The organism is Cryobacterium sp. N22 (assembly GCF_002929555.1).
Taxonomy (GTDB): domain Bacteria; phylum Actinomycetota; class Actinomycetes; order Actinomycetales; family Microbacteriaceae; genus Cryobacterium.
Genome location: NZ_PJJP01000030.1, coordinates 117324 through 131569, shown reverse-complemented (window position 1 = coordinate 131569; position 14246 = coordinate 117324). Strand labels below are relative to the sequence as shown.

The window sequence follows — 14246 nt, the reverse complement described above, 5'->3', positions numbered from 1 at the left end:
GCCGCGCGGGCCGCGCACGCCGGTGACAGCGTGGCCGACGCCATCGCCGCGGCCGCTCCCGCGACCGGTCTGCTCGGCGACGCCTGGCGGGCACTCGCCGCGGCCTGGGACGTCGCCACCCAGGCCGGCGCGCCGCTCTCCGGCTGCCTGCGCGACCTGGCCGCCGCGTTCCGCGACCTCGGCCAGCTGCACCGCGACCTGACCGTGGCCCTGACCGGGCCGCGAGCCACCGCACGGATGGTGCTGGTGCTGCCGCTGGTGGCGCTGCTGTTCGGTGCGCTGCTGGGTTTCGACACCCTGCACACGCTGCTGTTCACCGGCCCGGGCCTCGCCTGCCTCGCCACGGGCTCCCTGTTGATGCTGGTAGCGGCCCGCTGGAACCGGCGCCTGGTCTCGGCCGCGCTGGTGCAGGGAGCCGCTCCCGGCCTCGAACTCGACCTCACCGCCATCGGTATGGCCGGGGGAGGCTCGCTCGACCGGGCCCGCGACACGGCCCGGCGCAGCGCCGAACGCTTCGGCCTGCGCCCGCCGGGCACGGCGCCCACGCCCGCCGACGCCGTCATCGACAGGGTGCTCGACCTGTCGGCGCGGGCCGGTGTTCCGGCCGGGGAGCTGCTGCGCAGCGAGGCCGACCAGGCCCGCCGGGATGCCCGCAGCGCCGGCCACCAGCGCGCCGAAACCCTCGCGGTGACCCTGATGATCCCCCTCGGCGTCTGCGTGCTGCCGGCGTTCATGCTCGTCGGCGTCGCCCCGCTGCTGCTCAGCGTGCTCTCCTCCACACTCGGCAGCTTCGAATGACGGTGCTCGTTTGTTCCACCGAGGAGCGGAGCGGGCCTGCCCAATCGCGACCCCGCGTTCCGCGAAAGCGGCCCAGTGGCTGCTTCAGCTCGGTGAGGCAACCACGGGGCCGCTCTCGCGAGCTTCACGAGGCAATCGTGGACGGATTGGCACCGCTGGCGTCCCCACGGGCCTGTCGAAACACCATCCCTACGGAGTTGAGTGCGGCAGCGGGGGATACCCAGTTGCGGTCGGCGTGATGCGCAGGGTGTGCTCGTGGGTGGCCGCATCGGTCATGCCAAAGCTGCCGCCGTACTTGTGCAGGTACGCGCTGTCGATCTCCGCGTGCACGGGGTCGATCGGGTCGAGGTGCGAGAAGATCGCCGGCCACTCCTGATCCTCGACGCGGACGATCCCACCGCCAGCATCGCGCGCCCGGGGGAACCACTTGCTCAGTCCGCCGTACCCCGCGCCTGACCGCACGTACACGTCGGCGCCGACCCGCACCATCCATACGGTGACAAAAGAGCGGATGCTGCCGTCCGGGCGCCGGGAGGCGATCTGCAGCTCGTGTGCACGATCGACGAGACCGAGCTCGCTGTTCGACCACGGTCGTGTTGGGTCACTCACCCGACTGCCTCCTCGCTCACCGATGGTCCTCCTCCACAGTCTGCCGTTTCGACCGACTGTGCACCGACAGGCTGCCGCCGGTGATGCCCCCGGTGTCGCCCGGACAAGCTGGCAGCACTCGAGCCGCCGCTTACACCGCGTCTTGCACGCGAAAGGAGATCCACCATGACCACCCTCACCAGCCCGCCCGCCCCGCCGGCAGAGCGCAACGCCCAAGACGACGAGAACACCAGAAGCGCGGCGGCCGCCGCTCCGGCACGGCACAATCCCAGCCCGGCAACCGGAATACGCAAGGGACTCGTGCGCACCCGGACGGTGCGGTCCAACAGCATGCGCGCCCTCCTGCGCATGCGCGAGGACCGCGGGGCGGCCACCGCCGAGTACATCGTGGCCACAATGGCTGCCGTCGGGTTTGCCGGCCTGCTCATCGTCATACTGCGCGGCGACGAGGTGCGGGGCATCCTCACCGAACTGGTGCGCAGTGCGCTCACCGTGGGCTGAGCGCACGGGTGCCGTGGCGTCGCTCGCGGACCGGCCGCATCGCGATCGGGGCAGCGTCACGGCCGAGTTCGCCGCCGCGCTTCCCGCGGTGCTGGTGGTGCTGGCCTGTTGCCTGGGCGCCGTGCAGGTGGTGGGTCAGCAGGTGCGCCTGACGGATGCCGCCGCCGACGTGGCCCGGCTACTGGCCCGCGGTGACGGTGCCGGCCCGGCATCCGGGCTGCTGGCCGCGGTGGCGCCCGGCACGGCGCTCGCCGAGGAACGCCAAGGGGAGTTCGTCTGCGCCCGGCTCACTGCTCCGAGCGCTTTCGCGCCGTTCGCCGCAGCGGGCCTCACCCTCGCCGCGCGGTCCTGCGCCCTCGCCAGCGACACCGCGAGCGCCGACCCGTGACGCGCCGAGTCATCCTCAGGCCCGCCTCGGACGGTGAGCGTGGATCCGGTTCGGTGCTCGCGGTCGCGCTGCTCGGCGCGCTGTTCACGCTGACTGCGGTGCTCGTGCCGGTGCTGGCCCTGCTGCCGGTCGGCCAGGCCGTGCAGGGTGCGGCGGATGCGGCGGCGCTCGCCGCCGCTGATGTCGCCTCCGGCCTCATGCCGGGGGTGCCTTGCGCCACGGCGGCGCGGGCGGCGGAGCTGAACGGGGCCCGCCTGACGGCCTGCTCGGTGGACGGCCCGAACGCCACCGTCGCGGTGTCCCGCACGGTGGGCGGATTCCCGATCGGTTCCCGGGCGCGGGCCGGCCCGGCGCCGTAGCGCCGGCCAATCCCAGTCGCCGGGCTAGGTCGTCGCCGGGGGAGCGTCGAAGAGCGCCTCAAGGTAGCGGTAGTCCACGGCGGAGGGCTGGTCGGGATGCTCGGTGGAATCGAACTCGAGACCGGCGGCGCGGGCATAGAGGTACCGCTTGCCGGTTGCGTCGGCGGGTATCTCGAGCCGCGGCCGGGGATCCCCGGATTCGAGGAACTCGGTGGTGACGGTTTTTCCTTCGAGGGGGCCGTCCGTCAGTTTCGCGGTGTACGTGCCCTGCGCTGCAGTAACCATGTCTCTATTGTGCGGCTGTGCTCCACGGAGGCAACCCCCAATCCGCAAACCGCGTCCCGCCGGCCGCGTGTCGGTCGACTCTGCCGCGAATTCCGCGAACACATGTGCACACTCGTTTCAGCCTTGCCCTGCGCCGTGGGCGAGCTACCGTGGAGTCAATTCGGGGCACTCCCGCGCCGTCACGGTCGGCGCGCACTCGATTCCTGTGTGTATGGTGTGGCTTGGTCGTTTCACAGACCGTTACCTATAAAGAGGAGTCTGGTGCCAGGCACTAAGAAGCTGGTCATTGTCGAGTCGCCGACCAAGATGAAGTCGATCGCCGCCTATCTGGGCGACGGATACGAGGTTTTGTCGTCGGTCGGGCACATCCGAGACCTGATTGAGCCCAAGAACCTGCCGCCGGAACTCAAGAAGGGCCCGCTCGGCAAGTTCTCCGTCGACGTCGACAACGGCTTCGAACCGTACTACGTGGTCTCCGACGCGAAGAAGAAAACCGTCAGCGACCTCAAGCGGGCGCTGAAGAACGCCGACGAACTCCTCCTCGCAACTGATGAGGACCGCGAAGGCGAGGCCATCGCGTGGCACCTGTTGCAGGTCCTGCAGCCCAAGGTTCCGGTCAAGCGGATGGTGTTCCACGAGATCACCAAGGACGCCATCATCGCGGCCACCCAGAACACCCGCGACCTCGACACCGCCCTCGTCGACGCGCAGGAGACCCGGCGCATCCTGGACCGCATCTACGGCTACGAGATCTCGCCCGTACTCTGGCGCAAGGTGGGCCCCGGCCTGTCCGCCGGCCGCGTGCAGTCCGCCGCCACCCGCCTCGTCGTCGACCGCGAACGCGAACGCCTCGCGTTCGTGTCCGCCGGCTACTGGGACCTCATCGCCCAGCTCGTTCCCGGCGCCTCCGCCGAGAACGGCTTCCAGGCCAAGCTCGTGCGTCTCGGCGGCGAGCGCATCGCCACCGGCAGCGACTTCGACGACACCGGCAAGCTCAAGCCCAAGGTCGTCGCGGCCACCCTCGACGAGGCATCCGCCCTCGCCCTGGCCGACGCCCTCAAGGTGCCCGGCGTGCCGATCACGGTCACCAAGGTCGCCTCCAAGCCCTACCGCCGCAGCCCCGCCGCACCGTTCACCACCTCGACCCTGCAGCAGGAGGCCGCGCGGAAGCTGCGCTTCACCGCCCGGCAGACCATGAGCGTGGCGCAGTCGCTGTACGAAAACGGGTACATCACCTATATGCGTACCGACTCGCCGTCGCTGTCGCAGCAGGCGATCACCGCCGCACGTAAGCAGGCCGCGTCGCTGTACGGCGCCGAGACCGTGCCGAGCAGCCCCCGCCTGTACAAGGGCAAGAGCAAGAACGCGCAGGAGGCCCACGAGGCCATCCGCCCGTCCGGCGACACCTTCCGTACCCCGTCGTCGCTGTCCGGCTCCCTGCGCGGCAACGACTTCAAGCTGTACGACCTGATCTGGAAGCGCACCGTCGCCAGCCAGATGGCGGATGCGACCGGTTCGACCGCGTCGGTGACCATCGCCGCGGGCCCCACCGGCCAGGCCGCGCACCCCGCCGCCTCCGACGCGCTCGCCGAATTCGCCGCCAGCGGCACCGTGATCACCTTCCGCGGCTTCATGCTCGCGTACGAGGAGTCCAGGGACGAGGAGCGCAACGCGCCCACCGACCCCACCGAGTCCAAGCTGCCGCCGCTGGAGGAGGGCCAGACACTGACCCTCGTCGAGGTGGAGGCCAAGGGCCACGAAACCACCCCGGCCGCCCGGTACACCGAGGCCAGCCTGGTGAAGAAACTCGAAGAGCTCGGCATCGGCCGTCCCTCCACCTACGCGTCGATCATCTCCACCATCACCGACCGTGGTTACGTCACCCCGCGCGGGCAGGCCCTGATCCCCAACTGGATCGCCTTCTCCGTGGTGCGACTGCTCGAGGAGTTCTTCACCGACCTGGTGGAATACGACTTCACCGCCGAAATGGAAGACGACCTCGACCGCATCGCCGGCGGCACCGCCGACCGGGTGGACTGGCTGACGAGCTTCTACTTCGGTTCCGAGAAGCACCGGGGCCTGCGCCAGGTCGTCGACAACCTCGGTGAGATCGACGCCCGTTCGATCAACTCGATCCACATCGTCGATGACATCACTCTGCGCATCGGCAAGTACGGCCCCTACCTCGAGGTCGCCGACCCCACCGCCGACCCGGATGCCACGCCCCGCCGGGTGAACATCCCGCCGGACCTGGCGCCCGATGAACTCACCCCGGCCAAGGCCCGCGAACTCGTGGATGCCCCGGTCGTCACCGACCGTGTCATCGGCGTGAACCCGGACAACGGCAAGGAGATCGTCGCCAAGGACGGCCGGTTCGGCCCGTACGTGACCGAGCTGGAGCCGCCGGCGGACACCGACGGTCCCGGCGAGTCCATCGACCCGCTCACCGGCGAGGTCACCTCGCTGGCCGACGCCGGCGCTCCGGCCGCAGCGGCCGGCGCCGCCCCGGCCAAGCCCAAGCGCAAGACCCCGGCCAAGAAGGCCGCCGCCGCGGTGAAGCCGCGCACGGCGTCGCTGTTCAAGTCAATGGACCTGGCCACCGTAGACCTCGACACCGCGCTGGCGCTGCTGAACCTGCCGCGCGTGGTGGGCCTGGACCCCGAGACGCAGACCGAGATCCTCGCCCAGAACGGCAAGTTCGGCCCGTACCTCAAGAAGGGCGTCGACACTCGGTCGCTCACCAGCGAAGACCAGATCTTCGAGATCGACCTGGCCGGTGCCGTCGAGCTGTACGCGCAGCCCAAGTACGGCGCCCGTCGTGCCTCGAGCGCGCTCAAGGACTTCGAAGAGCCCGACCCGGAGAGCGGCAAGGCCATCAAGATCAAGGACGGCCGGTTCGGCGCCTACGTGACGGATGGCATCACCAACGCCACCATCCCCAAGGCCGAGAGTGTCGAAGAGGTCGACTACGAGCGCGCCGTGCAGTTGCTCGCCGACAAGCGGGCCAAGGGTCCCGCGGTCAAGAAGTCGCCGGCCAAGAAGGCTCCCGCCAAGAAGCCGGCTGCCAAGAAGCCCGCCGCGAAGAAGGCTCCGGTGAAGAAGGCCGGCGCCACCACGAAGACCGCCGCCAAGCGGGCCCCGGCCAAGAAGACCGGCACGTCAACGGCCACCCCGGGTGTGCGCGCCGAGCGCACCCCGGAGCAGAAGGCCGCCACGGCCGCGAAGGCCGCAGCCACCCGGGCGGCCACCGCGGCCGCGAAGGCAGCCCAGGCGGCCGCGCAGTCGTGACGGATGCCGTGACGGATGTTGTCAAGCCCGGCCTGTTCATCACCCTCGAGGGTGGCGACGGGTCGGGCAAGAGCACCCAGGCGCAGCTGCTCGGCGAGTGGCTGCAGGCCCAGGGGCGCACCGTGGTGCGCACCCGCGAGCCCGGCGGCACCGAGGTGGGCGTCGCCATCCGCGAGATCGTGCTGCACCACCGCGGTGAGGTCTCGCCCCGCGCGGAGGCCCTGCTCTACGCCGCCGACCGGGCCCAGCACATCGGCACCCTGGTGCGCCCGGCGCTGGCCCGCGGCGAGATCGTCATCCAGGATCGCTACCTCGACTCCTCCGTCGCCTACCAGGGCGCCGGTCGGGTCCTCGGCGGCACCGAGGTGCGCGACCTCTCGCTCTGGGCGGTCGAAGGCCTGCTGCCCCACCTCACCCTGCTGCTCGACCTCGACGAGACCGCCGCCCGCGGCCGCCTCGACGCCGCCAACAAGGTCTTCGACCGGCTCGAGGCCGAGAAAGGCGAGTTCCACGCCCGCGTGCGCGCCGCGTTCCTCGACCTCGCCGCCGCCGAGCCCGACCGCTTCCTGGTGCTGGATGCGTCGCTGCCGGTCGACGAGCTCGCCGCGCTCATCCGCACCCGCGTCGCCGCCCTGATTTAGGGCGTCCCGCAGCGCACATCCTCCCGCGAGCCCCGAGTTGCCGCAAAACACCCCTGGCCTCGCCGGGAACGGGCATGATGCGGCAAGTCGAGAGGTCCAGCATCCGCGACTTTGCGGCACGTCGACGGATGTGCCGTGCCGTGAGATGACACTTGATGCCCGCTGGTCGGCATCCAGTGCGCCCCAACTGGCAACTCGGCGGGTGGTGAGGCAACCGCACCCGGCTGTCACCGGCTCCGGGTAGCCTTGATGAATGGCAGTGTGGGACGACCTGACGGGTCAAGCAGATGCGATCGCCATCTTCCGTGCAGCCGCAGAGCGCCCGGGAACGGTCGCCACACTGGAGCGCCCCGACACCGCCCCGGATGCCGCCGCCACCGGCACGACCAGCGCCGCCGCCCGCAGCATCTCCTCCTCGATGACCCACGCCTGGCTGATCACCGGCCCGCCCGGCTCCGGCCGCTCCAACCTCGCGTTCGCGTTCGCGACGGCGTTGCTCAGCCCCGGCACGCCGCAGGGCGACGAGTCCACCCAGAAGCTCGTCGACGCCCGCACCCACCCCGACCTCACCGTGCTCAGCACCGAGGGCGTGATCATCAAGATGGACTCCGTCAAGGAGGCCGTGGCGCGCTCGCAGTACTCCCCGTCGGTGGGCCGGTACCGCGTGGTTGTCGTCGAAGACGCCGACCGCATGGTGGAGCGCACCTCCAACGTGCTGCTCAAGGCGCTCGAGGAACCGCCGGAACGCACGGTGTGGATCCTCTGCGCCCCCAGTGAGGCCGACCTGTTGCCCACCATCCGCTCCCGGGTGCGCACCGTGCGACTGCGGGTGCCGAGCATCGACGCCGTGGCCGAGCTGCTCATCCGTCGCACCGGCGTGGAGCCGGCCGTCGCCGAACGGGCCGCCCGTGAGGCGCAGAGCCACATCGGCATGGCCCTGCGGCTCGCCACCAACGCCGAGGCGCGCGCCCGCCGCGAGGAGACCCTCCGCGCCGCCCTCGGTCTCACCGGGGTGTCCACCGCGGTGAACGCCGCCGCCCGGCTGCTGGCCATCGCCGGTGACGACGCCAAGGCGATCACCATCGAGCGGGATGCCGCCGAACGCGAGGGCGTGTTGCGCTCGCTCGGCGTGGAACCCGGCCAGTCGGTGCCGCCCGCGCTGCGCAGCCAGATCAAGAACCTCGAAGACGACCAGAAACGCCGCGCCACCCGCAGTCTGCGCGACGGCATCGACCGCATCCTGGTGGACCTCACCTCGCTGTACCGCGACGTGATGATGATGCAGCTGGGCCGGGACAGCACCATCATCAACCTCGAGCTGCTGCCCGAACTGCGGCGGGCCGCCGGGGCCTGCCCGCCGGCGACCACCGTGGCGACGATGGATGCGATTACCCTGGCCCGGCAGAGAATTGAAGCCAACGTGGCACCGGCGCTGGCCCTCGAGGCCATGCTGGTGTCGATGATCCGACGGTGACGGCAGCCGTCGTAATGCACAGGATTCACCAGAGAAGAGGAACCCAGTGACCCAGCGCTCTCGCGTATTCACGACCATGGCGGCCGCGGTGGCAGTGACGCTCGGCCTGACTGGTTGTGTGCCGTGGTTCATGCCCCAGTCCGCGCCGGCCACCTCCACGCCCACCGGCGAAAAGGTCGACGCGCCGCTCGAACCCTTCTACAGCCAGGTGTTGGCGTGGTCCGACTGCGACGACGGCATGCAGTGCAGCACGGTGTCGGCTCCGCTGGACTGGGAGGACCCGGCCGCCGGCTCGGTCGACCTCGCCCTGGTGCGCCAGCCCGCCACCGGCGACCGGCTCGGGTCGCTGCTGCTCAACCCCGGCGGTCCCGGCGGGTCCGGCTACGAATTCGTCAAGGCATCCGTCGACTACGCCACCGATGCGGCCCTGCAGGAACGCTACGACATCGTCGGGTTCGACCCGCGCGGGGTCGGCAAGTCCTCGGCCGTGTCCTGCTACGAACCCGCGCAGATGGACGAGTACCTGTACGGTCTCGCCGACGCCGAGCGCGGCAGCGACGCCTGGGTGCAGGAGCTGGAGGCCAGCGCCACCGACTTCGCCGCATCCTGCAGCGAGGAGACCGGGGCCCTGCTCGGCCAGGTCGACACCCGCAGCGCCGCCCGCGACCTCGACCTGATGCGCGCGGTGCTCGGCGACACCGAACTCAACTACCTGGGCTTCTCCTACGGCACCTTCCTCGGCGCCACCTACGCCGAGCTGTACCCCGACAAGGTCGGCCGGCTCGTGCTCGACGGCGCCCTCGACCCGTCCACCAGCAACTTCGAGGTGACCAGCACCCAGGCGCTGGGCTTCGAGAACGCCCTGCGCGCCTACCTCACCGACTGCCTGGCGGGCTCGGCCTGCCCGTTCGACGGCACCGTCGACGATGCCATGGCCACGATTTCGGCGTTGTTGGCGTCGGTGGATGCCAGCCCGATCACCGCCACCGACGGCCGCCAGCTCGGCGCGAACGCGTTGCTCACCGCGATCATCTACCCGCTCTACCAGGCGACGGCGTGGACCAGCCTCAGCGACATGTTCGAGGGTGTGCTGCAGGGCAGCGCCGACGGGGCCATGCAGTTCGCGGACGGCTACAACGGCCGCAACCCCGACGGCAGCTACCGCGACAATTCCACCGAGGCATTCACGGCGATCAACTGCCTGGACTACGCCTACAACGATGACCTCACCGCGATGCGGGCCGAGGCCGTTGAGATCGAGAAGATCGCCCCCACCATCGGCAAGTACATGGCCTACGGCGACATCTCCTGCTCCAGCTGGCCACACACCTTCGCCGGGGAACGCCAGGCGATCCACGCCACCGGCGCGGCCCCGATCCTCGTTGTGGGCACCACGAACGACCCGGCCACCCCCTACGTGTGGGCGCAGAACCTGGCCGAGCAGCTCGACAGCGGCCAGCTCGTCACCTACGAGGGCGAGGGCCACACCGCCTACAACAAGTCCAATTCCTGCGTCAACGACGCCGTCGACAGATACCTGATCGACGGCACCGTGCCCGCGGCCGACCCGATGTGTTGAGTCATGGCCGCTGCCCCTGACGAACCAGGCCTGCGCGAGCGCAAGCGCCGGGCCACCCGCCGGGAAATTCAGCGCGCCGTGCTCACCCTCTGCGCCGAGCGGAGCATCGACAAGGTGACCGTCGAGGAGATCAGCCGGTTCGCCGAGATCTCGCCGCGCACCTTCTTCAACTACTTCGCCTCCAAGGACTCCGCCCTGGTCGGCGACGAGCTGGAGTTGGCCTGCGACGACGACATCGAGCGCTTCGTCGCCGGCGGACCCGCCGCTGACGTGATGACCGACCTCGCCGGGCTGATCAGCCGGAGCCTGCAGAACACCGACGGCGACCGGGAGATCCACGAGCTGCGACGCGCGGTGATGAAGGAGAATAGCTACCTCTTCACGATGCGGATGGCCACCCTGCGCAACTTCGAAGTCGGCCTGCAGCACATCGTCGAGCGCCGGCTCGCCGCCGACGCCCCGCACCTCGCCGAGGACCCGCGGGCCCTCGCCCAGCGGTCATTGCTGGTCACGCTGATCGCCATGGCCGCCACCCGACATGCCTGGCGGTGCTGGGCCGAAGCGGATGACTGCACCCCGTTGTCGGCTTGGGTCGCCAAGTCCTTCCGTGACCTGTACACCGTGACCTCCCCGATCGACTAAGCTTGGATGCTGTGTCGCCGCGCGTCTTTCGCAAGGAAGTATTCGGTCTCACGCCGCCTTAGCTCAGTTGGTAGAGCGATTCACTCGTAATGAATAGGTCATCAGTTCGATTCTGATAGGCGGCCCCAGTAAATCACCGGCAGCCAAAGCCATCCCGACTCTAGGTCGACTGGGGCTTGCACCCTATCCCGCGCCGTCTGGCCGACGCCCTCACCACAATTGGGGGGTCGATGTGTCAGGAGGGCCGTGGAAACCTACGTAGATTCGAATGATGAGCAGTAAAGCCTGGCGTTCTGGCCGCAAGCGTGGCCACGCCGAGACCTCGCTCTACGTGCTCGGCTCAGCCTTTCTAGCCGTGGTCGGCGTCGCCGGATACCTGCTCACCGAATCCGCAACCACACCTCAACCCGACCGGTCGGCGCAACCGGCGTCAACGGCATCGGCTGCGCCGGTTCCTACGCCGGTCTCCACGCCGGGGCCGCTGACGATCGTGCGCGATGGCACACCGTTGCGCGTGCTGTTTGCGGGCGATTCGCTCACCGGCAGTTACTTCGCGTCGAGTACTGAGGCTGGATTCCGCAGCCGGGTTGCCACGGCACTGGGCCCGGTCGAGCTGACCACGGCAGAACTGGCCGATCAGACCCTGACCACAGTGAGCCGCATCGTTGATGTGCCCGCAGACCTGGACCTCGCCGTGGTCGAACTCGGCACGAACGACGTTGGCACGAAGACGCCTTTCGACCAATTCACCAGCCAATACCGGGACCTCCTCGGCAAGATCACAACCACGTCCCCTGGTGCAGCATTGATCTGTACCGGAACCTGGCAGGACGCCGGCGAGGCATACGACGCTGTCATCGAGGCGGAGTGCCTCACGGCCGGTGGGCGCTACGTCCCACTGGTGGACATATTCGAAGCGGACGGGACGCGAGGCCCGGCCGGAACGGAAACGCCGTTCGGCGAAAGCGACACGTTCCACCCCAACGACTCGGGGCACCAGCAGATTGCCGACGCGATCCTCGCCGCACTGACCGTTAGCTAGCTCACGGATTGCGGCGCGCCGGATCCGTGCCGGCAGCGCGACGGCTCATGCATCAGGGCCGAAATTGCCCCGCATCTCTGCGCTCCGTGGGGCGACATTTCCCGTATGGAGTGGCACAGGTCGCGGCAGAGCCCTCCTATGTGCGCGCCATGCGCGGTTTCACTCAGCCGGTGTCCGCGATGTCGGGTGAAATTCTGAAGTAGGCTCACATAGGCAATGTAGGGGGATTGATTTGAAGCGACTAGATTCACTCACCGGGGTTCGGATTTTCGCGGCGCTGTTGGTTTTCGGATTCCATAGCGTTGAGTTTTCCAAAGGCAGTGAGCTCGCAGTTTTTGGTGCCGGCATGGTCGGGGTGTCCCTCTTCTACGTGCTCAGTGGATTCGTCATGGCGTGGACTGCCCGCCCGGATGACACTCCAGGCCACTTCTACCGCCGCAGGTTTGCCCGAATCTACCCGTCATACCTGGTCGCCTGGCTGATCGCTCTGGCGATTCTGCTCACGCAGGGCGGGTTCGGCTGGGCTGACCTCGTTCCCTTGACCATGCTCCAGGCCTGGGTCCCGATGGAAGTCGTCTACTTCGCCGGGAGCGCCGTGTTCTGGAGCCTTTCTTGTGAGGCGTTCTTCTACCTCGTGTTCCCGTTCCTGCACCGCCTGATTCATCGGTTGCGCACGCGGTCGCTTGCCCTCGTCGGCGCAGGGGCAGCAGTGGCAAGCATCGGGATCGCGGTTCTTGCCCTGCCGCTTCCCGAGAATGAGTTCACGCGTTGGTTCATCATCATCTTTCCCCCACTCAGGCTCTTGGAGTTCATTGTGGGCGTAGTGCTCGGCCTGCTCTTTAGCCGAGGGCTTCGGTCGCCCATACCCCTCAGCGCGGCCGTGGCTCTTGCGGCTGCAGGGATTTACGTGTCCTCCATTGCGCCGTACTCCCTCTCCCGGTTTGCGGTGACGCTCATTCCATTCGTCATCCTTGTCGCTTCCCTCGCCACGTCCGACCTGCGCGACAAGCCGAGCATCTTCCGCTGGAAGCCCATAGTCGCGCTGGGGAATTGGTCCTATGCGTTCTATCTGCTCCACGCAATGGTCCTGGCTGCCGCATTCGCCGTCTTCACGAAGACGGGGATTCATAGTGAAGGAACCCCCAGCCTGATCGTGTGGGTCGAGTTGCTTGCCGCACTCGCGGCTTCAACTTTTGCCGCGTGGCTGCTTCACACCTTCGTTGAGCTCCCGATGGCGGAAAGGTTGAGGCCGAAGGCGAGCGGACGGCGATTGGCCGACGATCCGGTGCTGGTCGACGCCGCGCCGCAGGCGTAGGGCCGAAGCAGACAGCGCGATAGGGTCGAAGCGTGCCTGACTGGACCGAACACGTGATCTGGTGGCACGTGTACCCGCTCGGCTTCGTCGGCGCGGACACGACCGGCGCCGAGCAAACGCCCACGCATCGGCTGCGGCAGATCGAGTCCTGGCTGGACTACCTGCTCGACCTCGGCGCCAACGGGCTCGCCCTCGGTCCGGTCTTCGCCTCCCGCACCCACGGCTACGACACGACCGACTATTTCGAGGTCGACCCGCGGCTCGGCGACACCGCCGACCTCGAGCACCTGATCATCGAGTGCCACCGGCGCGGCATCCGGGTGATGCTCGACGGCGTGTTCAACCACGTGGGTCGCGACTTCGCTCCACTGGTCACCGCCCTCGCCGACCCGGCCGCGGCTCAGAACGCCCTGTTCCGCCGCACGCCGGCGGGCGAGCTGGCGGGCTTCGAGGGACACGATGCCCTGGTGACGCTCGACCACGACAACCCGGCCGTCGCCGAGCTCGTCGTCGGCGTGATGACCCACTGGCTGGACCGGGGGATCGACGCCTGGCGCCTCGACGCCGCCTACGCGATGCCCGCCGCCTTCTGGGCGGACGTGCTGCCGCGGGTACGCGACCGGCACCCGGAGCTGTACGTGATGGGCGAGGTGCTGCACGGCGACTACGCCGGCTTCGTCGCCGCATCCGGTGTGGACAGCGTCACCCAGTACGAACTCTGGCAGGCGATCTGGCACGCGCTGGACGAGCGCAATTTCTTCGAACTGGACTGGGCGCTCACCCGGCATACCGCGTTCCTCGGCTCGTTCGTGCCATACACCTTCGTCGGCAACCACGACGTGACCCGGCTGGCCAGCCAGATCTCCGACGAGCGCCACCACCCGCACGCCCTGGTGCTGCTGCTCACCCTGGGCGGCACCCCGGCGATTTACTACGGCGACGAGCGCGGGCTGCGAGCCATCAAGGAGCAGCGCGCCGGCGGCGACGACGCTATCCGGCCCGCCTACCCGGCGAGCCCCGCCGACCTTGACCCGGCCGCCGGTGCGGAAACGTTCGTGCTGCACCAGGAGCTGATCGGCCTGCGCCGCCGGCACCCGTGGCTGCACACGGCCACGAGCCGGCCGCTCACCCTGACCAACACCGGCTACGTCATCGAGGTCACCGGCGGCATCCACCGCCTGGTCGTCGCGCTCAACCTCGGCGACGAGGCCCTGCCGGTCGACACGGATGCCGTCCAGCGGCTGGCCGGCACGGCCGAGATGCGCCCCGCCGGTTTCACGGTGCCGGCGCACGGCTGGGCGATCTTCGGCTGAGTTCGGCGCCGG

The 14246-nt window shown here is 69.0% G+C and carries 14 protein-coding genes and 1 tRNA gene; 13 read left to right on the top strand and 2 right to left on the bottom strand.

Features of this window, described 5'->3' with window-relative positions; all coding sequences use genetic code 11:
- The coding region (locus CXY76_RS19380; protein ID WP_158253851.1) for a hypothetical protein at positions 1-798 on the top strand (798 nt) is incomplete at its 5' end.
- A 189-nt stretch (positions 799-987) separates the two neighbouring features.
- Here the strand turns inward: CXY76_RS19380 and CXY76_RS19375 are convergent.
- A complete protein-coding gene (locus CXY76_RS19375) occupies positions 988-1407 on the bottom strand; it encodes a DUF2255 family protein (protein WP_158253850.1) in 420 nt (139 codons plus the stop codon).
- 330 nt (positions 1408-1737) lie between these two features.
- Between CXY76_RS19375 and CXY76_RS06740 the strand changes: the two genes are divergently transcribed.
- The 3 genes from CXY76_RS06740 to CXY76_RS06730 are packed head-to-tail and all read left to right on the top strand — an operon-like array spanning position 1738 to position 2655.
- Complete coding sequence (locus CXY76_RS06740) at positions 1738-1908, top strand: DUF4244 domain-containing protein (protein ID WP_104163483.1); 171 nt, start codon at positions 1738-1740, stop codon at positions 1906-1908.
- Positions 1889-2296, top strand: a complete 408-nt coding sequence (locus CXY76_RS06735) for a TadE family type IV pilus minor pilin (RefSeq protein ID WP_104163465.1) — start codon at positions 1889-1891, stop codon at positions 2294-2296. The genes CXY76_RS06740 and CXY76_RS06735 overlap by 20 nt, the downstream gene beginning before the upstream one ends.
- Complete coding sequence (locus CXY76_RS06730) at positions 2293-2655, top strand: Rv3654c family TadE-like protein (protein WP_233199616.1); 363 nt, start codon at positions 2293-2295, stop codon at positions 2653-2655. The genes CXY76_RS06735 and CXY76_RS06730 overlap by 4 nt, the downstream gene beginning before the upstream one ends.
- A gap of 24 nt (positions 2656-2679) precedes the next feature.
- Here the strand turns inward: CXY76_RS06730 and CXY76_RS06725 are convergent, their stop codons facing one another.
- Complete coding sequence (locus CXY76_RS06725) at positions 2680-2940, bottom strand: hypothetical protein (RefSeq protein ID WP_104163464.1); 261 nt, start codon at positions 2938-2940, stop codon at positions 2680-2682.
- A gap of 261 nt (positions 2941-3201) precedes the next feature.
- Between CXY76_RS06725 and topA the strand changes: the two genes are divergently transcribed.
- From topA to CXY76_RS06680, 9 genes are all read left to right on the top strand, one after another.
- On the top strand, positions 3202-6228 hold the full coding sequence (gene topA, locus CXY76_RS06720) for a type I DNA topoisomerase (RefSeq protein WP_104163463.1): 3027 nt from the start codon (positions 3202-3204) through the stop codon (positions 6226-6228).
- Entirely contained in the window at positions 6225-6869 is a 645-nt protein-coding gene (tmk, locus tag CXY76_RS06715) for a dTMP kinase (protein ID WP_233199615.1), read from the top strand. The genes topA and tmk overlap by 4 nt, the downstream gene beginning before the upstream one ends.
- Positions 6870-7122: 253 nt before the next feature.
- Complete coding sequence (locus CXY76_RS06710; protein WP_104163462.1) at positions 7123-8343, top strand: DNA polymerase III subunit delta'; 1221 nt, start codon at positions 7123-7125, stop codon at positions 8341-8343.
- 76 nt (positions 8344-8419) lie between these two features.
- A complete protein-coding gene (locus tag CXY76_RS06705; protein ID WP_104163461.1) occupies positions 8420-9922 on the top strand; it encodes an alpha/beta hydrolase in 1503 nt (500 codons plus the stop codon).
- Positions 9923-9925: 3 nt separating this feature from the next.
- Entirely contained in the window at positions 9926-10564 is a 639-nt protein-coding gene (locus CXY76_RS06700) for a TetR/AcrR family transcriptional regulator (RefSeq protein WP_104163460.1), read from the top strand.
- Positions 10565-10616: 52 nt separating this feature from the next.
- Positions 10617-10692: transfer RNA gene (locus tag CXY76_RS06695), tRNA-Thr, on the top strand.
- A 143-nt stretch (positions 10693-10835) separates the two neighbouring features.
- Complete coding sequence (locus tag CXY76_RS06690; protein WP_158253849.1) at positions 10836-11606, top strand: SGNH/GDSL hydrolase family protein; 771 nt, start codon at positions 10836-10838, stop codon at positions 11604-11606.
- A gap of 232 nt (positions 11607-11838) precedes the next feature.
- Positions 11839-12921: an acyltransferase gene (locus CXY76_RS06685; protein ID WP_158253848.1), complete on the top strand. Its 1083-nt coding sequence runs from the start codon at positions 11839-11841 to the stop codon at positions 12919-12921.
- 32 nt (positions 12922-12953) lie between these two features.
- Positions 12954-14234, top strand: coding sequence for an alpha-amylase family glycosyl hydrolase (locus CXY76_RS06680; protein ID WP_104163457.1), 1281 nt, complete (start codon positions 12954-12956; stop codon positions 14232-14234).
- The last annotated feature ends 12 nt before the right edge of the window (positions 14235-14246 follow it).

Bases quoted from the DNA above. Each gene is read 5' to 3' on its own strand.
- CXY76_RS06705 (WP_104163461.1), top strand. From the start codon at position 8,420: ATGGCGGCCGCGGTGGCAGTGACGCTCGGCCTGACTGGTTGTGTGCCG.
- CXY76_RS06725 (WP_104163464.1), bottom strand. From the start codon at position 2,940: ATGGTTACTGCAGCGCAGGGCACGTACACCGCGAAACTGACGGACGGC.
- CXY76_RS06740 (WP_104163483.1), top strand. From the start codon at position 1,738: ATGCGCGCCCTCCTGCGCATGCGCGAGGACCGCGGGGCGGCCACCGCC.
- CXY76_RS06690 (WP_158253849.1), top strand. From the start codon at position 10,836: ATGAGCAGTAAAGCCTGGCGTTCTGGCCGCAAGCGTGGCCACGCCGAG.
- CXY76_RS06700 (WP_104163460.1), top strand. From the start codon at position 9,926: ATGGCCGCTGCCCCTGACGAACCAGGCCTGCGCGAGCGCAAGCGCCGG.
- CXY76_RS06710 (WP_104163462.1), top strand. From the start codon at position 7,123: ATGGCAGTGTGGGACGACCTGACGGGTCAAGCAGATGCGATCGCCATC.